Raw genomic sequence first — 21,556 nt, forward strand, 5'->3', positions numbered from 1 at the left:
CGGATTACGCCTTATCGGGCCTACGATGTATGTCGTTTCCGTAGGCCGGATCAGCGCAGCGCCATCCGGCAATCAGGGTTATTTACGTTTACTCAGAATCTCTTTTTCATAGGCGCGGACACTGTCCAGCCACTGGCTGCCTGCCGGAGCGTCATGACGCTGGCAATACATCTCCCAGACCGCCTGCCACGGCAGAGATTTCTGCTCTTCCAGCAGGGCCAGACGTGCGGTGTAGTCACCACTGGCTTCGAGCTGACGAAGCTGTTCAGTCGGCTCTAACAGCGCACGCAACAGGGCTTTTTTCATATTGCGGGTGCCAATAACCCAGGCCGCGATGCGGTTGATTGAGGCATCGAAGAAGTCGAGACCGATGTGTACACGGTCGAACAGGTTGTGGCGGACGATCTCGCTGGCAATCGCCTGGGTTTCATCATCCAGCAACACCACGTGGTCGCTGTCCCAACGGACCGGACGGCTGACGTGCAGCAGCAGGCGAGGTACGTACAGCATGGCAGCGGAGATCTTGTCGGAAATGACTTCAGTCGGGTGGAAGTGACCCGCATCCAGGCACAGCGCAGTCTGGCGGCTGGTGGCATAGCCCATGTAGAACTCGTTGGAGCCGACGGTGTAGCTTTCTGCGCCGATGCCAAACAGTTTGCTCTCCACGGCATCGATGTGATGCGCCGGATCGAGTTTTTCGCTGATGACATCATCCAGCGCTTCCAGCAGGCGCTGACGCGGAGCCAAACGGTCGACGGTAATGTCTTTCATGCCATCCGGGATCCAGATGTTCATCACCGATGGTGTTCCCAATTGCTCGCCGAAATAGGCCGAAATGCGGCGGCTGGCTTTGCAGTGGTCAATCCAGAACTGACGGATGCTGTCGTCAGCATGTGCCAGCGTGAAGCCGTCGGCACTCAGCGGGTGAGAGAAACAGGATGGGTTGAAGTCCAGGCCTAACTGGTTTGCTTTCGCCCATTCAACCCAGTTTTTAAAGTGTTCGGGTTTGATTTGGTCACGGGCAACTGGCGTATCGGATTCCAGATAGATAGCATGCAGGTTCAGACGTTTTGGACCAGGGATCAGGCTCAGCGCCTGCTCCAGATCGGCACGTAGTTCGACGGCATTACGCGCTTTGCCCGGATAGTTGCCGGTAGCCTGAATACCGCCCGTGAGCGAACCTTCCGGGTTTTCGAATCCAGCGACATCATCGCCCTGCCAGCAGTGCATAGAGACTGGCAGGCGATCGAGCTGGCGTAATGCCTCTTCGACATCGATACCTACCGCTGCAAAACGTAGTTTTGCCAGTTCCCAGGCTTGTTCAAGTTGAGTGGTCATGCGCAAAGCTCCTTTGTCTGTCGTATTGATTGAAACTGCGCCTGGTAGCGGGCAATTTCACTTTCAGGATTTGGAATGAAGGTCGTCAGGTCATAGTTGGCTATCACTAGCTGGCGGAAATCATCGACGTTGTTCAGCTCGTCCAGCGTCATCAGTTGAACGCCAATATTGCCGAGGGTAGAGGCTTCAATTGGCCCGGACATGACGCGGATACCGCAAGCATCAGCGCAAAGTTGGTTGAGTAACGCGTTCTGGCAGCCGCCACCGACAATATGTAATTGGCTGAATGCCTCACCCCGAAGGTCCGCCAGTTCCTGCAGGACGTCGGCGTACAGCAATGCCAGGCTGTCGAAAATGCAGCGAGCCAGTTCAGCGTCTTGCGTGGGAACGGCCTGGCCTGCTTCGCGGCATGCCGCCTGAATTTCCGCGCACATATCGTCAGGATTGATAAAGCGGTCGTCGTTAGGGTTTATCAGGGAACGGCAGGCCGGTAAGGCTTGCGTTTGGGCGATAAGCGCCGTCAGGTCGGTGATGTTCCGTTCTTTTAACACGCGCTGGAGCAGCCACAGCCCCATGATATTTTTCAGCACGCGGTAGCGTCCTTCCGCACCGCCTTCGTTAGTGATATTGGCTGCCAGCGCCGTATTGTTGGTATACGGTGTTCTGCTCTCAAACCCCATCAGTGACCAGGTGCCTGAAGAGAGATACGCGCTGTTTTGATCGGCCAGCGGTGACGCGATCACCGCACTGGCAGTGTCGTGGCTGGCGACGGCAACCACAGGGATTTGATTTTTCTGCGGGCAAATCCAGTTGCCGATAACGTTCCCCGGATGTGTGGGTCGACCAAACCAGGATTTTGCTGCACCGGTCCAGGCCAGCAGAGTGTCATCCCAGTCGTCGGTGTTGATATTGACTAACTGGGTGGTTGTGGCGTTGGTGTATTCCCAGTTCAGTTCACCGGTCAGGCGATAGCTGAAGTAATCGGGGATCAGCAAGGCATGGGCCACCTGGGAGACCCGTTCTGGCTGTTGTTCTGTCAGGGCACGGAGCTGATACAAGGTGTTGAAGGGGAGAAACTGAATACCGCTACGGCGATAGATCTCGCTTTTGCCAAGCTGCGCTATGGCATGTGCCATAACGCCCGTTGTGCGGCTGTCGCGATAAGAGACGGGGAGTCCGACACGCTGACCGTTTTTGCCGATCAGAACGTAATCCACGCCCCAGGTATCAATTCCGATGCTGTCTATCCGAATGCCTTCATCGCAGACTTTCTTCAGACCAAGGCGAATGTCGTTTTCCAGGCTGTCGATGTCCCAGGTGTCGAAACCGTCTGTTTTTTGCAGACAGTTAACGAAGCGATGGATTTCACGCAGCGTCAGGGTGCGGTGTTCACTGTCGTAACGCGCCAGCATTACGCGTCCACTGGATGCGCCGAGATCGACAGCGACACAATGGCGAAGAGTCATAGCGAGGTCCTTCTGAGTTTTATTACGCTCAGTCTAAGAACTCCCGGAAAGGTGTACCTTCTTGTTAGTGACAGCCTCAATAAGCGGCTGGCAGCCTGGCAAAGGTGAACGTGATGGTGTTCACAATTCCTGGTAATGGCGGTGATTTTGCCTGGTGTGACCCCTTCCGCAATTCCCGTTTTTTCCCACTATTTCTTGAAGAATTAACTCTGTTTACGCGCTTTGGCGTCAAAAATTTAAGGTGAGGGTGGTAACCCTTAATTACTATTCAGCCATGTTCATTTGATCGGGAAGGATGTCATCATGACCGTACTGCATTGCGTGGATTTTTTTCCGACAGGTAAAGCAACCCTCACGATTGAACCGCGGCTTCCTCAGTCAGCATTCCCTGAGCATCACCATGATTTTCATGAAATTGTGGTGGTTGAGCATGGGACAGGTATCCATGTGTTCAACGGACAGCCCTACACCATCAGCGGCGGAACAGTCTGTTTTGTCCGCGATCATGACAGACACTTATATGAACATACTGACAACCTGTGTCTGACAAATATTCTGTATCGTTCCCCGGATGCGTTTCAGTTTCTGGCCGGACTGAATCAGCTTTTGCCCCAGGAACTGAACGGTCAGTATCCGTCCCACTGGCGGGTAAATCAGGGCGTGTTGCAACAGGTTCGTTTGCTGGTGGGGCAGATGGAAAAACTCGGTGATGAGATGGACACGCCGTCGGCGGCAAATCGCGAGATCCTGTTTATGCAACTGCTGGTGTTGTTACGCAAAAGTAGCCTGATGGAAGTGGCTACAGATAATGATGCGCGGCTTAATCAGCTGATGGCGTGGCTGGAAGATCACTTTGCCGATGAGGTGTGCTGGGAAGCGGTAGCCGAAAAGTTTTCGCTCTCTTTACGCACTATGCACTGCCAGCTTAAACAGCAAACCGGATTGACGCCGCAGCGCTATCTAAATCGTCTGCGGCTCATTAAGGCCCGGCATTTATTACGCCACAGCGATGATAGTGTTACGGACATCGCTTATCGCTGTGGTTTTGGCGACAGTAACCACTTTTCGACGCTGTTTCGCCGGGAGTTCGACTGGTCGCCACGCGATATTCGCCAGGGACGTGACCGCACTGCGGGAAGCAGCCTCCAGTAACGCGAATGCTATCAACGTTTTTTGCCGCCAGTTCTCAGATAATCACGTTCCTTAACGCCGGATGACAGTTTCGTCTTATCCGGCTTACAAGGGCGCAGTGTCGGCCTGATAAGCGTATCGCCATCAGGCAACAAAGCATCGAGGTGGTACGGTGACTGAGCGGTTAATTCTTCTAAAGTCAGACTTTTTTGCCAATGCCCGGCAGGCGGTCGCCGTTGCCGATCGCTATCCGCAAAACGTCTTTGCTGAGCACACCCATGAGTTTTGCGAACTGGTTATGGTCTGGCGAGGCAATGGCCTGCATGTTCTCAACGATCGCCCGTACCGCATCACCCGTGGCGATCTGTTTTATATTCGTGCTGAAGATAAACATTCCTACACCTCAGTTAACGACCTCGTTTTGCAGAATATTATCTACTGCCCGGAACGGCTGACGTTGAATCTGGGCTGGGAAAGCGCGATCCCAGGATTTAATGACTCGGCGGGACAGCCGCACTGGCGACTGGGCAGCGCCGGGATGACCCAAGCCCGGCAGGTCATTAGCCAGCTTGAGCATGAGAGCCATCAACGCGACCCGCAGGCTTTTGACCTGGCAGAGCTGTTATTTGGACAACTGGTGATGATCCTGAAACGGCATCGTTATGCCACGGACACGCTTCCGGCAACATCAAGCGAAACGCTGCTGGATAAACTGATCACCGCTCTGGCCGGGAGCCATGAACACGCCTTTGAACTGGACAAATTTTGCGACCGTGAGCAGTGCAGCGAACGTGTTTTGCGCCAGCAGTTTCGTAACCAGACAGGAATGACTATCAACCAGTACCTCCGGCAAGTGCGAATTTGCCATGCTCAGTATCTGCTTCAGCATAGTCGGTTGATGATCAGTGAAATTTCTATGCGCTGTGGCTTTGAGGACAGTAACTATTTTTCGGTGGTGTTCACACGGGAAACCGGGATGACGCCCAGCCAGTGGCGTCATCTCGGTAATCAAAACGATTAGCTTGCCATTCCCATACCGACAATATTGGCCGCGACGATAATCACCACGCAACCGAGGCTTAGCACGCTGACCGGATGTCGGCCCGCATTGCTCCACTCTTTCATAATCAGGCCTACAATACCGCCGCACAGGACGTAGAAACTCATGTGCAGCATCCAGCTCATGTAGTCATACTGCGCCGGAATTTTGGCATGGCCCCAGGCGTAAAAGAAGAACTGGAGATACCACATCAGCCCGGCGAGCGCCGAAAACAGGATATTGCTGATAATCAGCGGTTTTGCTAACGAGAAGTCGGCTTTTATCGACAAGTTTTTCATTTTTGCCAGACGAATGAAGCAGTAGCCGAGGTTGATTACCGCACCGCCGCCCATGATCACCACGTAGCTTGGCAGGGCAACATACAGCGGATCGATACCGAGTGCGGCAGCGGCTTCGTGCATCGGTTTTGCCGCATCCATTGCAAAGGACATCCCGGCGGAGAAAAAGCCGCACATCACCGCCAGTATCAGACCTTTTTTCAGGTTGAACTCTTCCGCTTTGATGCCCATCTTGCGCTCTTTTAGCTGCCCGGCGCGGGTGACAATTGCTACGCCGATCAGGGCGACCAGCACACCGAACAGGGTCATACGGCCACCGGGTGTGCCGACGAGCACATCAAATTTACCGGCAATGATAGGCGTCATTAAGGTGCCGACAATCAGCGTAATGCCGATGGCGATCCCGATTCCCATCGACATGCCGAGGTAGCGCATGGTCAGACCATAGTTAATGTTACCGATCCCCCACATCGCGCCAAATAAAAATATCGGCAGCAGTGTGGAAGCGCTGAAAGAACGGTAATAGGCCCAGAAGTCCGGTAGCAGGATCGAACTGACGAGCCAGGGAAGGATTAGCCATGAAACAAAACCGCCTATGGACCACATGGTTTCCCAGGTCCAGTGTTGTACCTTTTTAAAAGGGGCGTAGAAACAAGCGGCACTTGCGGCACCAATAAGATGCCAGAATATCCCCATCGTAATTGCGTTACCCATTCTGTTTCCTTTTAAATTATCGATCTGGCTGGATAAAAATCTCCCGTTTTGATGATCGAAAGTCTAAAGAGTGAGCAATAAATTAACCTTCAGCATGCTGCCGCAGGATTGGCAATGCTGGCAAAATTCAGGGGATGATAGGGATGTTGATCACAAATTGATCTTCCGCCCCTCTTTTTTGAGAAGGGCGGAAATGTCGCGGGTTAGCAGATTTTTACTGCCTGAATGCCCAGCAGCCAGGCGAGTTTATCCAGCACGTCGCCATGATGACCAAGGCCAATGCTGCAATGGTGGGCTGGACCGCCCAGGCACCACTGCGTTGTGAATTCGCGAGCCGATAAAGGGAAACGATAGCGGCTGTTGGTGTTGCCGATATCCAGCACTTCACCCGCCACAGCTTCACCTTCGGCATACTGCAAACGCACGCCGTTTTCGGCATCTTCAACAACCGAAAGAAAGGTTACCGGGCCGGGTTTTACGGTCATCTGGATAGATACACCTTTACCGGGTTTACCATGATAAACCGGCAGCGGTACCAGGTTAACCGGGCCGTCCGCCATCAGCGGATGTGCCGGGCCGTCATGCCCCCACAGTACAACATTGTCATTAAATTCAATTCCATAGGGTTCAGAGAACGAACCTCCGGCCCCCAGGAGTTGCTGGATCTTCATTGCCAGCACGTTTTTGATTTCATATTCTCCTGCCACGGGAATACCGCGGTGGGTGAGCAGCGTGTTACCGAGGATGATTGAGGTGATGATATTTTCGTAAGCATTACCGCTTCGACCTTCGTAGTAATAGGCCAGTGCGCCAAGGGTATTCCGGGCAATAAGTTTATCCATGGCGCAGGCCGTGGTGAGCGCGCGGTCAAGTTCAGCGGGTTCACAGGCTGCTTCCACCTGTAGCACGCGGTTCGTCTCTTGCCGTTTAGCGCAGAGGTCCGTCTCGCTGACCTGCTCGCGATATTCCGCCAGCTCACACATTTCCAGCGGCTTAAAACGTACGCCCAATCTGGCGGATAAATTCGTCATATTGCTGTAAACGTCCACCATACCGTCATAATAGTGTCCGAGTACGCCGACCTGACAGTTTGACAGCATCTGGCGTACGTTCAGGGCCTGTAGCCACTGCGCAGTTTGTTGCCAGACGTACTCATCGCCCTGTAATGCACCCACAATCAGTTGAAAGCGGATATTCGCGCGGTTAAACACGTTTGCCAGTTCGGGCGCGCTACAGGCCTGGCAGTGCGCCAGCCATTCTCCGGTACGCCCGCCCCGATCCGGGATTTGACGGATCGTCGAATAGGGCAGGCCAGGCTCTGGCTGTAAGGCCAGAATAATGACCGGCTTGTTGATGCTTTGCACCAAAGGCAGTACCGTTGCGCTGAGGGCATAGGTGCTGATGTACAGGCAGACAGCATCGACAGGCTGCTGCTGCAACCGCCTGATAAGGGCGTCGGCTTTGTCGACGTTATCGATCAGGCCGCCGTTAATTACGGTGGCTTGTTGCGCCGTCAGACGCTCGTCAATTGTTTGCAGATAGCCCTGAAGTCGTGACTCCAGGCCAGTAAACTGGGGCCAGTATGTGTCGAGGCCGATACCGAAAAGGGCGATGTTGACAGACATAGCAATATTTCCTCGTGAGATAATCCAGAGACTATCTCTTGCTTTGTCTCCCGTGTCCTTTATGTCGTTGCCTGTTTTCTCTGCGTGTTGGCAAAATTCGCCTGATTATTCCGCTAATGCTCACATTTTCATCTCATAATAGCCATGTAAAAAGTACGGCATTGATAATCATTTTCAATATCATTTAATTAACTATAATGACTCAACTGCTTACGCGGCGTTAACACTGGCCGCCCGACAATACTGGAGATGATTATGAGTTATACACTGCCATCCCTGCCGTACGCTTATGATGCCCTTGAACCGCACTTTGATAAGCAGACGATGGAAATTCACCATACCAAACACCACCAGGCCTATGTAAACAACGCTAACGCTGCGCTGGAAAGCCTGCCTGAATTCGCCAACCTGTCTGCTGAAGAGCTGATCACCAAACTGGATCAACTGCCTGCGGATAAGAAAACCGTACTGCGTAACAACGCTGGCGGTCACGCTAACCACAGCCTGTTCTGGAAAGGGCTGAAAACCGGTACCACGCTGCAGGGCGATCTGAAAGCCGCTATTGAGCGCGACTTTGGCTCTGTTGATAACTTTAAAGCTGAATTTGAAAAAGCGGCAGCAACCCGTTTCGGTTCTGGCTGGGCGTGGCTGGTTCTGAAAGGTGACAAGCTGGCTGTTGTTTCCACTGCTAACCAGGATTCCCCACTGATGGGCGAAGCTATCTCTGGTGCTTCTGGCTTCCCGATCGTGGGTCTGGACGTATGGGAACACGCTTACTACCTGAAATTCCAGAACCGTCGCCCGGACTACATCAAAGAGTTCTGGAACGTGGTGAACTGGGACGAAGCAGCAGCGCGTTTTGCGGCGAAAAAATAAGTTTGATGATGCCTGAAACCTGATAGCGTTACGATTATCAGGCCGGGATCTGATGACCTGATACAGCCCTTACAAGTCATGCTTGTGGGGGCTTTTTTGTGATCAAAATCAATATGGGAACATTGATCCATTTAAATTGAAACAATGTTTTATTGTGCGATTAGGATCACTTTTATCTGTCCTCTGAGTGTCTATCTTCTTTCCATCAAGACGGGCGCATCTCATAAGCAAGATGCAATCGCCCATAAAAATGCCCCATTTTTATGTCTACAGGTGATGGAAATGCATATCAAACGTACGATAGAGAAAATCCCAGGCGGTATGATGCTGGTGCCGCTATTTCTGGGCGCGTTATGTCACACCTTTTCACCCGGCGCCGGAAAATACTTCGGCTCATTCACCAACGGTATGATCACTGGCACAGTGCCGATTCTGGCTGTCTGGTTCTTTTGCATGGGGGCGTCGATTAAGCTAAGCGCCACCGGAACCGTACTGCGTAAATCTGGCACGTTAGTAATAACCAAGATTCTTGTGGCATGGGTAGTGGCGGCGATCGCTTCGCGCATTCTTCCAGAACATGGAGTGGAGGTGGGGTTCTTTGCCGGGTTGTCCACGCTGGCGCTGGTGGCTGCAATGGATATGACCAACGGCGGGCTGTATGCCTCGATCATGCAGCAATACGGCACCAAGGAAGAGGCTGGGGCGTTTGTCCTGATGTCACTGGAGTCCGGCCCGCTCATGACCATGGTCATTCTGGGAACTGCGGGGATTGCTTCGTTTGAACCGCATGTGTTTGTCGGTGCGGTGTTGCCGTTCCTGATTGGTTTTGCACTGGGAAATCTGGACCCTGAGCTTCGCGAGTTCTTCAGTAAAGCGGTGCAAACGCTGATACCTTTCTTTGCCTTCGCATTGGGTAACACCATTGATTTGAGCGTGATTGCTCAGACCGGCGTGCTGGGTATACTGCTGGGCGTAGCGGTGATTATCGTCACCGGTATCCCATTGATTATCGCCGATAAACTGATTGGCGGCGGGGATGGTACGGCGGGGGTTGCGGCTTCCAGCTCTGCAGGTGCGGCAGTTGCCACGCCGGTGCTGATTGCCGAAATGGTTCCAGCGTTTAAACCAATGGCTCCGGCAGCGACTTCTCTGGTGGCAACCTCGGTGATTGTGACATCAATTCTTGTGCCGATTATCACTTCTATCTGGTCGAAAAGAGCTAAAGCCAGAGCGGCGGAAATTGATATTCGCGGCACGGTGAAGTAAATATTTTTTACCGGATAGCGCTGCGCTTATCCAGCCAGTTTAGGCCCGGTAAGCGTTCGCGCTACCGGGCATCACAGGTGCAAAACTAAAGGACAAAGACCTCGTCAATTGTCCGACACTCACTCTCGTTCAGTTCCCCACCTGCATTACGTGAAACCCCTGAGCAATAACCATACTTACGTGACACTACAGTTTTAATGGTGGTGACAAAATCCTCGCCAATCGCGTAGATGGACATATACGTGCCAATCTTATCCTGAATGTCGCGTAGCGCAGCCAGGTCGCCCTGCTTAAATGCCTCGCGCGCGCTGACAAACAGTTCCGGCATGACGTTGTTCAACCCTGAGATAATCCCTGCACCACCTGCCAGCAGGTTAGGAATGTAGTATTCGTCGTAGCCGGAGAGCACAGCAAAATCTTCCCGCACGGCGCGGGTTGTCTGGATCATGCTGCGGGTATGCGACTGGCAGTCCACGGTGTCTTTAATACCGGCGAAGTTCGGGAACTCAGCGGCGAGTGTGGCAACCAGTTCAGGCGTTAAATCACAGCCGGTACGTGCCGGGAAGTTATAGGCAAACCATTTTCCACTGAGCTTCTGTCCTAGCTGGCGGAAGTAGCTCAGCAACTGTTTCGATGTTTGTCCGTAGTAGTAAGGTGGCAGGATCATGACGGCATCATATCCTGAGTGAAACGCTTCTTGCGCCATCAGCAGAACATCATTTTGGCATGTGGATGAGACATTTGCGACCATCTTCAGCGAGCTCATGGCCCGGGCCTCACGGATCAGCAACAGTCTCTCTTCCAGCGTAAAGGAGGCAAATTCCCCAATGCTGCCCATCAGTAAAATAACGTCGATCTTTGCCTCGGTAAGGCGTTTGAGATGCTGACTCAGACCGTTGAGATCGATCTTGCCATCATTGTCCATCGGCGTAATGGACGGACACCAGACGCCAGCAAATTGCGATTGACCAGTCACGTTGTTGACTCCTTAATTGAAATGATGTTTCAAAACCAGTTTACATTGATAGCATGTGTACCTAATTTTCATGTGAACCGTGCTCTCATTTTGAGCGACTGGGGTAAAATAAATATGGTGTAATGGGGGAAATTTATCGGGAGAGGGAACAGATGCGATATCCGGTTGATGTTTTTACAGGCAAGATTCGGGACTACATAGGAAGCCGTCCCAGCGCGATTGCGAAAGTTCAGGTCGATGGCGAGCTGATATTGACTGAACTGGGTCTGGCAGGCGATGAGCAGGCGGAAACGAAAATTCACGGTGGACCGGACCGAGCGCTGTGCCACTATCCGCGTGAACACTATCTGCACTGGAGACAAGAATTCCCCGAACAGTCAGAGTTATTTATTGCCCCCGCCTTTGGTGAGAACCTCTCAACTGAAGGAATGACGGAAGAGAATGTTTATATCGGTGATATCTTCCATTGGGGAGAGGCACTGATTCAGGTCACGCAGCCGCGCTCGCCGTGTTTTAAGCTTAACTACCATTTTGGCATCAGTGATATGGCCAGCCAGATGCAAAACGCAGGCAAAACCGGCTGGCTGTACAGCGTTATCGCGCCAGGGATGGTGTCGGCGGATGCCCCCTTGATTCTGGCTTCACGTGTCAGCGACGTCAGCGTGCAGGAGGCAATTGCTATTGCCTGGCATATGCCGTTCGATGATGAGCAGTACCACCGTTTGCTGTCGGCTGCGGGGTTATCGAAAAGCTGGACCAGAACGATGCAGAAACGCCGTTTAAGCGGCAAAATCGAAGACAATTCGCGGAGATTGTGGGGGAAATAATTCCCCCCAGCAGAAACGTAGACCGGGTAAGGCGAAGTCGCCGCCCGGCACAACAGGTTTAATTACGAGCGTTTATACAGCGGCAGCCAGAGAACCAGACGCAGACCACCCAACGGGCTGTCTTCGGCCTTCACCCAACCACGGTGCTGCTGAATAGCGGTTTCGACAATCGCCAGACCCAGACCGGTACCGCCGGATTCGCGGTCACGCGCTTCATCGGTACGATAGAACGGACGGAAAATCTGTTCTCTGTCTTCGGGACTCACCCCCGGGCCATCATCGTCTACGGTGATGGTAATCCCGTCTTTATCCACCGCGAAGCCCACTTCAATCTTGGTGTGCGAGTAACGCAGGGCGTTGCGAACAATGTTCTCCAGCGCACTTTCCAGCGCATTCGGGTTACCGTACAGCGGCCACGGCCCTGGCGGGAAGTTTACCGTTAACGATTTACCCATCTGCTCAGCTTCAAAGGCGGCGTTGTCCAGCACTTCGCCCCACAACTGGTTTGCTTTCACGGTTTCACTGACCAGCGCGTTTTTCTGTTGATTACGCGACATGACCAGTAAATCGTTGATCATGCTGTCCAGTCGGTGTGCTTCCGTTTCAATACGTTCCAGCTCTTTGCTCTCACCGCTACGACGGCGTAGCAGAGCGGTACCCAGTTGCAGGCGCGTCAGCGGCGTTCTCAACTCGTGGGAGATGTCCGACAACAGCCGTTGTTGGCTGGTCATCATCCGTTCCAGAGCGGTCACCATCTGGTTAAAACTGGCGCCTGCTGCAAGAAATTCCTGCGGACCTGCTTCCAGTTCCGGATGCTGACGCAGGTTACCCTGTGCCACTTCATCCGCCGCATTTTTCAGCTTACGTGCCGGTTTCGCCAGGCTCCAGGCAAGCCAGAGCAACAGCGGGGAACTGACCAGCATGGTGACGATCAGCAGTAACAGCGGTCGGTCAAACAGCAGGTTGATAAAGTCTGATTGTGAACTGCTGGCAGGTCGAATGAGATACAGTTGGTAGTTATCTTCGCCATCTCTGACAGAGAAAGGCCCGACCATCTCAACGCGACCGTACTTTTTCTTTTGTGGGTGGTCGGCGTTATCCGCCTGACCAATAAAGTTACGAATGATCTGCATTTCGTTGCGTTCTGCACCGATCACGCGTCCTTCCGTCGTAACAAGCAATAAACGTTGTCCCGGCGGTGCCCACTTGTCTATTGCACGGAACAGGCGACGCCACCACATCAAATCATTGGGTGGATCGTTCGCGAGTTCAGCTTCAACGTGTTGCTCGATCATCAACCCCTGGCGCTGTTCGCTGTCCAGTAGCTCGGTCATCTGGCGTGAGTCGAGCTTGGGTAACATCAGTACCAACATCAACACCAGTGCCAGCGTCAACCAGAAGATGGCAAAGATGCGTGCGGTTAAGCTCCCTATCATGAAGCGGAGACCATCAGGTAGCCGCGACCGCGCAGGGTTTTAAACCACGGGTGTCCGTCTTTACGCTCTGGCAGCTTACGACGCAGGTTAGAGATATGCATATCGATAGCACGGTCGAACGGTGTCAGACGTTTGCCCAGCACTTCCTGGCTTAAATGTTCACGAGAAACCACCTGACCGAGATGCTGTGCCAGCAAATAGAGCAGGGTGAATTCGGTGCCAGTTAACTCCAGGGTTTGTCCATCGAAGCTGGCTTCCTGGCGACCTGGGTTGAGGCTTAACGCATCCACTTCCAGCGTCGGCGAACCGTTGTCGCTGTTCTGCTGCTGTTCGCTCCAGTGTGAGCGGCGCAGAATAGCGCGGATGCGCGCGACCAGTTCACGGTCGTTAAACGGTTTCGGTAAATAGTCGTCCGCGCCCAGCTCAAGGCCGAGTACGCGATCCAATTCGCTGCCGCGTGCGGTCAGCATGATTACAGGTGTCTGGTGTGTCTGGCGAAGCGCTTTCAACGTATCAATGCCGTTTTTCTTCGGCATCATGACATCGAGCAAAAGTAAATCGATGCTGTCATCCAGAAGCTCAAGTGCCTGCTCCCCGTCATGGGCAACCAGCACATCGAAACCTTCCATTTCGAGCAACTCCTTTAACAGGGATGTCAGCTCTCGGTCATCATCAACTAACAGGATTTTATTCATTGTTTACGTACCTCCGAGGCAGAAATTACGTCATCAGGCGGCGCTAATCTATGACTTTACGTTGTTTTACACCCCCTGACGCATGTTTGCAGCCCGAATCGTAAACTGTCTTTCGTTGAATCGCGACAGAAAAGATTTTGGGAGCAAGTGATGGGCAAAGTTACCGCTGCCGTCATGGCCTCAACGCTGGCACTCAGCACTTTAAGCCATGCAGCTGAAGTCGTCACAGGCGATCACTGGCACCTGGGAGAAAGCGGCTCGCAACGTAATGCGCAGAGCCACATGTTCGACGGTATCAGTTTAACCGAACATCAACGCCAACAGATGCGAGATTTAATGCAGCAGGCAAGACATGAGCAGCCTCCTGTTAATGTTAGCGAAATGGAGACAATGCATCGCCTTGTCACCGCAGAGAAATTTGATGAAAGCGCTGTGCGCGCTCAGGCAGAAAAAATGGCACAAGAGCAGGTTGCCCGCCAGGTTGAAATAGCCAAGGTTCGCAACCAGATGTATCGCCTGTTAACGCCCGAGCAGCAAGCGGTTTTAAATGAGAAACATGAACAACGAATGGAGCAACTGCGCGACATGGCGCAATGGCAAAAAAGCTCATCGTTGAATTTATTGAGTAGTAGCAACTCACGTTCCCAGTAGTAACCCTGTTTTCCTTGCCATAGACACCATCCCTGTCTTCCCCCACATGATGTGGGGGTTTTTTTTGCCCAAAATTTGACACTCTGTTATTGCCTGACTGTTTTACTTCATCCGTTATACTAGCGGCATATCCTGGCAGGAGTGTTTATGAATCAAACCTATGGGCGGCTGGTGAGCCGGGCGGCAATCGCCGCGACAGTGATGGCATCGCTGTTACTTTTGATCAAAATTTTTGCGTGGTGGTACACCGGATCGGTGAGTATTCTGGCTGCTCTGGTGGATTCTCTGGTAGATATCGCCGCGTCGTTGACCAATCTTTTGGTGGTGCGTTATTCATTGCAACCGGCTGATGATGAGCACACTTTCGGACATGGGAAGGCAGAATCGCTGGCGGCGCTGGCACAAAGTATGTTTATTTCAGGCTCGGCGCTGTTTTTGTTTTTGACCGGTATTCAGCATCTGGTCCAGCCGACGCCGATGAAAGATCCGGGCGTAGGGGTGATCGTCACCGTCATTGCGTTAATTTGTACTATCATACTGGTCACGTTTCAGCGCTGGGTTGTGAAACGTACGCAAAGTCAGGCTGTCCGGGCAGATATGCTTCATTATCAGTCTGATGTTATGATGAACGGAGCGATCCTCGTTGCGCTTGGCCTTGCCTGGTATGGCTGGCATCGTGCGGATGCCTTGTTTGCCCTCGGAATTGGCATCTATATTTTATATAGCGCATTACGTATGGGGTATGAGGCGGTGCAATCCTTACTGGATCGCGCTTTACCCGATGGGGAACGTCAGGAAATTATTGATATTGTGACGTCATGGCCGGGAGTCAGCGGCGCTCACGATCTTCGCACGCGGCAGTCAGGGCCGACCCGCTTTATTCAGATTCATTTGGAAATGGAAGATAATCTGCCGCTCGTTCAGGCGCATTTAGTGGCTGAACAGGTTGAGCAGGCAATTTTGCGGCGTTTCCCGGGATCGGATGTGATTATTCACCAGGATCCCTGTTCCGTCGTACCCAGGGAAGGCAAGATGTTTAATTCGTTGTAAAAAGTGTGCCAGGCCAGCATTTTGTGTATAAATTACCACCATTTGGCCTGACCTGAATCAATTCAGCAGGAAGTGATTGTTATACTATCTGCATATTCGTTGGATCGTTTCGATATGCGGAATCGACTTCCGGCAGCAGATTTCATTTTGCATTCCAAAGTTCAGAGGTAGTCATGATTAAGAAAATCGGTGTGTTGACAAGCGGCGGTGATGCGCCGGGCATGAACGCAGCAATCCGTGGTGTTGTACGTGCAGCGTTGTCGGAAGGACTGGAAGTCATGGGGATCCATGATGGCTACCTGGGTTTGTATGAAGACCGTATGGTCCAGCTTGACCGCTACAGCGTATCCGACATGATTAACCGTGGCGGTACTTTCCTCGGTTCTGCTCGCTTCCCTGAATTCCGCGACGAAAATGTGCGTGCAGTGGCTATCGAAAACCTGAAGAAACGTGGCATTGATGCACTGGTTGTTATTGGTGGTGACGGTTCTTACCTGGGTGCAAAACGCCTGACTGAAATGGGTTTCCCGTGCATCGGTCTGCCGGGCACGATCGACAACGATATTAAAGGCACTGACTACACTATCGGCTACTTCACTGCACTGGGTACCGTGGTAGAAGCGATTGACCGCCTGCGTGATACCTCTTCTTCTCACCAGCGTATTTCCATCGTTGAAGTGATGGGCCGTTACTGTGGCGATCTGACCCTGGCGGCAGCAATCGCGGGTGGCTGTGAGTTTGTTGTGGTACCGGAAGTGGAATTCAGCCGTGACGATCTGGTCGCTGAAATCAAAGCTGGGATCGCGAAAGGTAAAAAACACGCCATCGTCGCCATCACTGAGCACATGTGTGACGTTGACGAACTGGCGCATTACATCGAGAAAGAAACAGGTCGTGAAACGCGTTCAACCGTACTGGGCCACATCCAGCGTGGTGGTTCTCCGGTGCCTTACGACCGTATCCTGGCTTCCCGTATGGGCGCGTATGCCATTGAACTGCTGCTGGAAGGTCATGGCGGTCGTTGCGTCGGCATTCAGAACGAACAACTGGTTCACCACGACATCATTGACGCAATTGAAAACATGAAGCGTCCGTTCAAAGGTGACTGGCTGGACTGCGCGAAAAAACTGTACTGATTGTTTTTTCCGCGCCTGATGGCGCTACGCTTATCAGGTCTACAGGTTGCAGAGACTTGTAGGCCGGATAGGGCGTTAGTCGCCATCCGGTACATCCTCTCGCTTTTATTCCCCCAAGTTATAGCAAATCTTTTTTTATTCTTTAATGTTTGGATCGCTTTCTGGCACGCTTTGCTCATCACAACACAACATAAGAGAGCTGGGCGATGAACAAATGGAGCGTGGGGTTAACATTATTGCTGGCATCGACCAGCGTTCTGGCAAAGGATATTCAGTTACTTAACGTATCGTACGATCCAACGCGTGAACTGTACGAACAGTACAACAAAGCATTCAGCGCGCACTGGAAACAAGAAACGGGTGATAATGTCGTGATCCGCCAGTCACACGGTGGCTCCGGCAAACAGGCAACCTCCGTTATTAACGGTATTGAAGCCGATGTGGTAACCCTGGCGCTGGCCTATGATGTTGATGCCATCGCTGAACGTGGTCGTATCGATAAAAACTGGATTAAGCGTTTGCCGGATAACTCTGCGCCTTACACCTCCACCATCGTCTTCCTGGTCCGCAAAGGAAATCCAAAGCAAATTCATGACTGGAACGATCTGGTTAAACCGGGCGTGTCGGTTATTACGCCAAACCCGAAAAGTTCAGGCGGCGCCCGCTGGAACTATCTGGCCGCGTGGGGCTACGCGCTGCACCACAACAACAACGATCAGGCCAAAGCACAGGACTTCGTCAAGGCTCTGTTTAAAAACGTTGAAGTACTGGATTCCGGCGCACGTGGTTCAACCAATACTTTTGTCGAGCGCGGGATCGGTGATGTGCTGATTGCCTGGGAAAATGAGGCGCTGCTGGCGACGAATGAACTGGGTAAAGATAAGTTCGAAATTGTCACTCCGAGCGAATCTATCCTGGCGGAACCGACCGTTTCTGTTGTCGACAAAGTGGTCGAAAAGAAAGATACCAAAGCAGTGGCAGAAGCTTATCTGAAGTATCTCTATTCCCCGCAGGGTCAGGAAATTGCAGCGAAAAACTACTATCGTCCACGCGATCCTGAAATTGCGAAGAAATACGAAAATGCGTTTCCGAAGCTGAAGCTGTTCACCATCGACGAGGAGTTTGGCGGCTGGACAAAGGCGCAGAAAGAACACTTCTCTAACGGCGGCACGTTCGATCAGATTAGTAAACGGTAAGTGCGGATGTCGTTTTCAGGCCCGGTGGCATAATGCGACCGGGCTTTTTTATTTGTCATCATTTTGCGTTACTCTTCCACTTCAATAAGATACAGGGAACGCGCAATGAAAAAAGCAGGCTATTTTTTACTGGTGGTGATCGTTATCGCTGCGACGGCGGGTATTGGCTACTGGAAGTTTACCGCTAATCCGGACGCGTTACGCCAGATTGTGCTTGAGCAATGTCTGCCGAACCAGTTACAACACCAAAATCCTGCACCGTGCGCTGAAGTTAAGCCGGATGCCGGATACGTGGTGTTCAAGGACCGTAACGGCCCTCTGCAATATCTGTTGATGCCTGGCTACCGTATTAACGGGATGGAAAGCCCGCTGTTGCTGAAATCGGGCACGCCAAACTTTTTCTGGCTCGCCTGGCAGGCGCGTAGCTTTATGAGTCAGAAATATGGTCAGGAAATTCCCGACAAGGCAGTATCACTGGCGATCAACTCAGTCACTGGTCGCACGCAAAACCACTTTCATATTCATATCTCTTGTCTGCGTCCTGATGTCAGAACGCAACTGGATGACAATCTGGCGAAGATCGGTACTCGCTGGCTGCCTTTGCCCGGTGGGCTACGCGGACACCAGTATCTGGCGCGCCGCGTGACGGAAAGCGAGCTGGTACAACGTAGCCCGTTTATGATGCTGGCGGAAGAAGTTCCTGATGCGCGTGAGCACATGGGCAGCTATGCGCTGGCGATGGCACGCCAGAGCGATGACTCCTTTGTCCTGTTGGCGACGCAGCGCGATCTGCTGTCATTGAATCTCGCCTCCGCCGAGGAAATTCAGGATCATCAATGTGATATTCTGAAGTAACCCCACCTAATCTGGCGTTTACTCTCTTTGCCTGTCCCCGTATTCTTGTTGAAAAAAACAACAGGAGACAGGCATGTCGATCTGGCTTACGCACCCTCTGTTTATTCCTTCTCTGGTGGTTGGCATCACCATTCTGCTCTGGGCAACGTCGCTGTTACCGGAGTTTATAACCGCTCTGCTGTTCTTTTCTGTGGCGATGGTGGCCAAAATTGCTCCACCGGATGTGATCTTTGGTGGCTTTGCATCGTCAGCGTTCTGGCTGGTCTTTAGCGGTTTCGTACTGGGTATCGCGATTCGTAAAACGGGACTGGCGGATCGGGCTGCGCGTGCGTTGTCGTCCCGGCTGACCGACTCCTGGCCGTTAATGGTTGCGAGCGTGGTGCTGCTTAGCTATGCGCTGGCGTTTGTAATGCCATCCAATATGGGGCGCATTGCGTTGTTGATGCCGATTGTTGCGGCGATGGCGAAACGTGCCGGAATTGCCGATGGTACCCGCGCTTGGTACGGCCTGGCGTTAGCCGTTGGTTTTGGCACCTTCCAGCTTTCCGCCACAATTCTACCCGCGAACGTACCTAACCTGGTAATGAGTGGTGCAGCAGAAGGCTCTTACGGTATCCATCTGAATTACCTTCCCTATTTGCTGTTACATACGCCTGTGCTGGGTTGGCTGAAAGGCGCGGTACTTATTGTGCTTATTTGCTGGCTGTTCCCCGGCAAGCCTCATGCACCGCGTGATCTGACGCCACCTGAACCGATGAGTGGTGATGAGAAACGTCTGGCCTGGATGTTGACGGTCGTGCTGATTATGTGGGTGAGTGAAAGCTGGCACGGCATTGGTCCAGCCTGGACCGGCCTGACGGCAGCGGTCATTACGCTGTTGCCCCGTGTTGGTTTTATTAATGGGGAGGAGTTTTCCAGTGGCGTAAATATCCGCACCTGTATATATGTGGCAGGTATCCTGGGGCTGGCGATCACTGTGACGCAGACCGGTATTGGTAGTGCGGTGGGCGAAGCACTGTTACAGGTGATGCCGTTGGATGCGAATAAACCGTTTACCAGCTTCCTGGCGTTGACCGGTATCACCACCGCGCTCAATTTTATTATGACGGCTAATGGCGTTCCGGCACTGTATACCACGTTGGCCCAGAGCTTTTCCGATGCGACCGGGTTCCCGCTGTTGTCGGTGATTATGATTCAGGTTCTGGGTTATTCCACCCCGTTGTTGCCGTATCAGGCATCACCGATTGTGGTGGCGATGGCGTTAGGGAAAGTGCCCGCAAGAGCAGGGATGTTGCTGTGTATTACGCTGGCGGTGGCGACGTATCTGGTACTGTTGCCGCTGGATTACGTGTGGTTTAGCGTATTAGGGAAATTATAGTTTCATCGTGGTGTTAATTTTTTGTTTTGTGAGATGATGAATTGTTTTATTTGTGCTGATACCGGTTAATACCGGAGCGCGTACTTGCGCACTGGAAACTCAAGGATTGATTCATGGACAGATTGACCCCCATCCGCTGTTGGCCTGCCATTATCTCGATCGTTATTACGCTGACAATCTGGTTTATTATTCCTTGCCCCCCTGACGTAACTCCTGAGGCGTGGCATCTGTTGGCGCTGTTTATCGGCACGATCGCGGCGATTATTGGCAAGGCCATGCCCATCGGCGCTATCGCAATTGTGGCGATTATGCTGGTGGCTATGACAGGCGTTACCAACCCTGGTAAACCCTCAGCGGCGTTGAACGACGCGCTAAGCGGTTTCTCGAACCAACTGATCTGGCTGATTGGGTTATCCATCATGCTGTCGCAAAGTCTGTTGAAAACGGGGCTGGGTGCGCGTATCGGCTATGGGTTTATTGCCTTGTTCGGCAAAAGAACACTGGGTATCGCCTGGGCATTAACGCTGGCGGAAACGATGATCGCGCCCGTAACGCCGAGCAATACCGCGCGCGGCGGCGGCATTATCCATCCGGTGATGCGGGCGATTGCAGAAAGTCTCGGGTCTCAACCCGGCGACAAGGAAAATGGTTCAACGGGGCGATATCTTGCACTGGTGAACTACAACATTAACCCGATCAGTTCAGCAATGTTTATCACAGCGACTGCACCTAACCCCTTAATTGTTAGCTTTTTGACTAAAGGGTCAGATGGGGTGCTGAATATGACCTGGGGGATGTGGGCCATCGCGGCGCTCCTTCCTGCTGTCGTCTCATTGATCGTGATGCCCATCGTTATCTGGTGGCTCTATCCACCGGCCATTACGCGTACGCCGAATGCGCCGCAGTTTGCCCGGGAAAAGCTGGGCGCGCTTGGCCCGCTATCGCTGGCAGAAAAAATCACCCTCGCAGTTTTCGTTTTGTTGCTTTGCCTGTGGGCGGGTGTTCCTGCGATGCTGATGGGCAACGGCTGGGCTGTTAACCCCACCAGTGCGGCGTTAATTGGCCTATCCATTCTGCTCGTGACGGGGGTATTAAACTGGGACGATATTCTTAAATGCCGCGGTGCATGGGATACGATAGTCTGGTTTGCCGCTCTGGTGATGATGGCGGACTTCCTGAGCAAACTGGGTCTGGTGGGTTGGCTGGCGACGAGCGTGGGCAGTGCAATTGATCATCTCGGTGTCCACTGGAGTATCGCGACACTGCTGCTGATCCTGCTTTACGTCTATTCACACTACTTTTTCGCCAGTACCACCGCGCATATTACGGCCATGTTCGCGGCGTTCTTCGCTGCGGGATTAGGTCTCGGCGCTCCCCCGGCACTGCTTGGACTGATGCTGGGTTTCTCTTCCTCACTGATGATGTCGCTCACGCATTATGGTACGGGTACTGCACCCATCATCTTTGGTTCGGGCTATGTCACGTTGGCGGAGTGGTGGAAAACGGGGCTAGTGATGAGCGTGGTCAACCTGACTATCTGGGGAGTGACCGGAGCCTTTTGGTGGCACTGGCTGGGATACTGGTAAAACGGAATCGCCGGAT

At 52.6% G+C, this 21,556-nt stretch carries 19 protein-coding genes; 12 read left to right on the forward strand and 7 right to left on the reverse strand.

Going from position 1 to position 21,556, the window contains the following annotated elements:
- Positions 1-78 precede the first annotated feature (78 nt).
- Both rhaA and rhaB read right to left on the reverse strand, forming a co-directional pair.
- Complete coding sequence (rhaA, locus tag LG384_RS00705) at positions 79-1,338, reverse strand: L-rhamnose isomerase (protein ID WP_200012965.1); 1,260 nt, start codon at positions 1,336-1,338, stop codon at positions 79-81.
- Positions 1,335-2,804 (reverse strand): rhamnulokinase, encoded by a 1,470-nt coding sequence (gene rhaB / locus LG384_RS00710; RefSeq protein WP_225760333.1) that lies wholly within the window; start codon positions 2,802-2,804, stop codon positions 1,335-1,337. The genes rhaA and rhaB overlap by 4 nt, the downstream gene beginning before the upstream one ends.
- A gap of 303 nt (positions 2,805-3,107) precedes the next feature.
- Between rhaB and rhaS the strand changes: the two genes are divergently transcribed.
- Together rhaS and rhaR are read left to right on the forward strand one after the other, a co-directional pair.
- On the forward strand, positions 3,108-3,956 hold the full coding sequence (rhaS, locus tag LG384_RS00715; protein WP_225760334.1) for an HTH-type transcriptional activator RhaS: 849 nt from the start codon (positions 3,108-3,110) through the stop codon (positions 3,954-3,956).
- A 151-nt stretch (positions 3,957-4,107) separates the two neighbouring features.
- Positions 4,108-4,956 carry an HTH-type transcriptional activator RhaR gene (gene rhaR, locus LG384_RS00720; protein WP_045449271.1) on the forward strand — a complete coding sequence of 283 codons (849 nt, stop codon included), beginning with the start codon at positions 4,108-4,110 and terminating at the stop codon, positions 4,954-4,956.
- On the opposite strand, the gene rhaT is transcribed toward rhaR, so the two are convergent.
- Both rhaT and LG384_RS00730 read right to left on the reverse strand, forming a co-directional pair.
- A complete protein-coding gene (rhaT, locus tag LG384_RS00725; RefSeq protein ID WP_045449272.1) occupies positions 4,953-5,987 on the reverse strand; it encodes an L-rhamnose/proton symporter RhaT in 1,035 nt (344 codons plus the stop codon). The genes rhaR and rhaT overlap by 4 nt on opposite strands.
- Positions 5,988-6,190: 203 nt before the next feature.
- Positions 6,191-7,612 carry an L-fucose/L-arabinose isomerase family protein gene (locus LG384_RS00730; RefSeq protein ID WP_045449273.1) on the reverse strand — a complete coding sequence of 474 codons (1,422 nt, stop codon included), beginning with the start codon at positions 7,610-7,612 and terminating at the stop codon, positions 6,191-6,193.
- Between the two features lie 255 nt (positions 7,613-7,867).
- On the opposite strand from LG384_RS00730, the gene sodA reads away from it, so the two are divergent.
- Both sodA and kdgT read left to right on the forward strand, forming a co-directional pair.
- Positions 7,868-8,488 (forward strand): superoxide dismutase [Mn], encoded by a 621-nt coding sequence (sodA, locus tag LG384_RS00735; RefSeq protein WP_045449275.1) that lies wholly within the window; start codon positions 7,868-7,870, stop codon positions 8,486-8,488.
- 282 nt (positions 8,489-8,770) lie between these two features.
- Positions 8,771-9,754, forward strand: a complete 984-nt coding sequence (kdgT, locus tag LG384_RS00740) for a 2-keto-3-deoxygluconate transporter (RefSeq protein WP_225760335.1) — start codon at positions 8,771-8,773, stop codon at positions 9,752-9,754.
- An 85-nt stretch (positions 9,755-9,839) separates the two neighbouring features.
- Here kdgT and LG384_RS00745 read toward each other — a convergent pair whose 3' ends face one another.
- Positions 9,840-10,730, reverse strand: a complete 891-nt coding sequence (locus LG384_RS00745; protein ID WP_045449278.1) for a dihydrodipicolinate synthase family protein — start codon at positions 10,728-10,730, stop codon at positions 9,840-9,842.
- A 152-nt stretch (positions 10,731-10,882) separates the two neighbouring features.
- Between LG384_RS00745 and yiiM the strand changes: the two genes are divergently transcribed.
- Complete coding sequence (gene yiiM / locus LG384_RS00750) at positions 10,883-11,557, forward strand: 6-hydroxyaminopurine reductase (RefSeq protein WP_045449280.1); 675 nt, start codon at positions 10,883-10,885, stop codon at positions 11,555-11,557.
- A gap of 62 nt (positions 11,558-11,619) precedes the next feature.
- On the opposite strand, the gene cpxA is transcribed toward yiiM, so the two are convergent.
- Complete coding sequence (gene cpxA / locus LG384_RS00755) at positions 11,620-12,993, reverse strand: envelope stress sensor histidine kinase CpxA (RefSeq protein WP_045449282.1); 1,374 nt, start codon at positions 12,991-12,993, stop codon at positions 11,620-11,622.
- Positions 12,990-13,688, reverse strand: a complete 699-nt coding sequence (gene cpxR / locus LG384_RS00760; RefSeq protein ID WP_005121756.1) for an envelope stress response regulator transcription factor CpxR — start codon at positions 13,686-13,688, stop codon at positions 12,990-12,992. Before cpxR ends, cpxA begins: the two co-directional genes overlap by 4 nt.
- Before the next feature lie 150 nt (positions 13,689-13,838).
- Between cpxR and cpxP the strand changes: the two genes are divergently transcribed.
- From cpxP to LG384_RS00795, 7 genes are all read left to right on the forward strand, one after another.
- Complete coding sequence (gene cpxP, locus LG384_RS00765; protein WP_045449284.1) at positions 13,839-14,339, forward strand: cell-envelope stress modulator CpxP; 501 nt, start codon at positions 13,839-13,841, stop codon at positions 14,337-14,339.
- 147 nt (positions 14,340-14,486) lie between these two features.
- A complete protein-coding gene (gene fieF / locus LG384_RS00770) occupies positions 14,487-15,389 on the forward strand; it encodes a CDF family cation-efflux transporter FieF (protein WP_045449286.1) in 903 nt (300 codons plus the stop codon).
- A 173-nt stretch (positions 15,390-15,562) separates the two neighbouring features.
- Positions 15,563-16,525: a 6-phosphofructokinase gene (pfkA, locus tag LG384_RS00775; protein ID WP_045449287.1), complete on the forward strand. Its 963-nt coding sequence runs from the start codon at positions 15,563-15,565 to the stop codon at positions 16,523-16,525.
- A 206-nt stretch (positions 16,526-16,731) separates the two neighbouring features.
- On the forward strand, positions 16,732-17,721 hold the full coding sequence (sbp, locus tag LG384_RS00780; protein WP_045449289.1) for a sulfate/thiosulfate ABC transporter substrate-binding protein Sbp: 990 nt from the start codon (positions 16,732-16,734) through the stop codon (positions 17,719-17,721).
- Positions 17,722-17,826: 105 nt separating this feature from the next.
- Positions 17,827-18,576, forward strand: coding sequence for a CDP-diacylglycerol diphosphatase (locus LG384_RS00785; protein WP_045449291.1), 750 nt, complete (start codon positions 17,827-17,829; stop codon positions 18,574-18,576).
- Between the two features lie 73 nt (positions 18,577-18,649).
- On the forward strand, positions 18,650-19,954 hold the full coding sequence (locus LG384_RS00790; protein ID WP_045449292.1) for an SLC13 family permease: 1,305 nt from the start codon (positions 18,650-18,652) through the stop codon (positions 19,952-19,954).
- A gap of 113 nt (positions 19,955-20,067) precedes the next feature.
- A complete protein-coding gene (locus LG384_RS00795) occupies positions 20,068-21,540 on the forward strand; it encodes a DASS family sodium-coupled anion symporter (RefSeq protein ID WP_048223382.1) in 1,473 nt (490 codons plus the stop codon).
- Positions 21,541-21,556 lie beyond the last annotated feature (16 nt).

It is taken from the genome of Citrobacter sp. Marseille-Q3906, assembly GCF_916618775.1.
In the GTDB taxonomy this organism is placed as follows: Bacteria; Pseudomonadota; Gammaproteobacteria; order Enterobacterales; family Enterobacteriaceae; genus Citrobacter; species Citrobacter murliniae.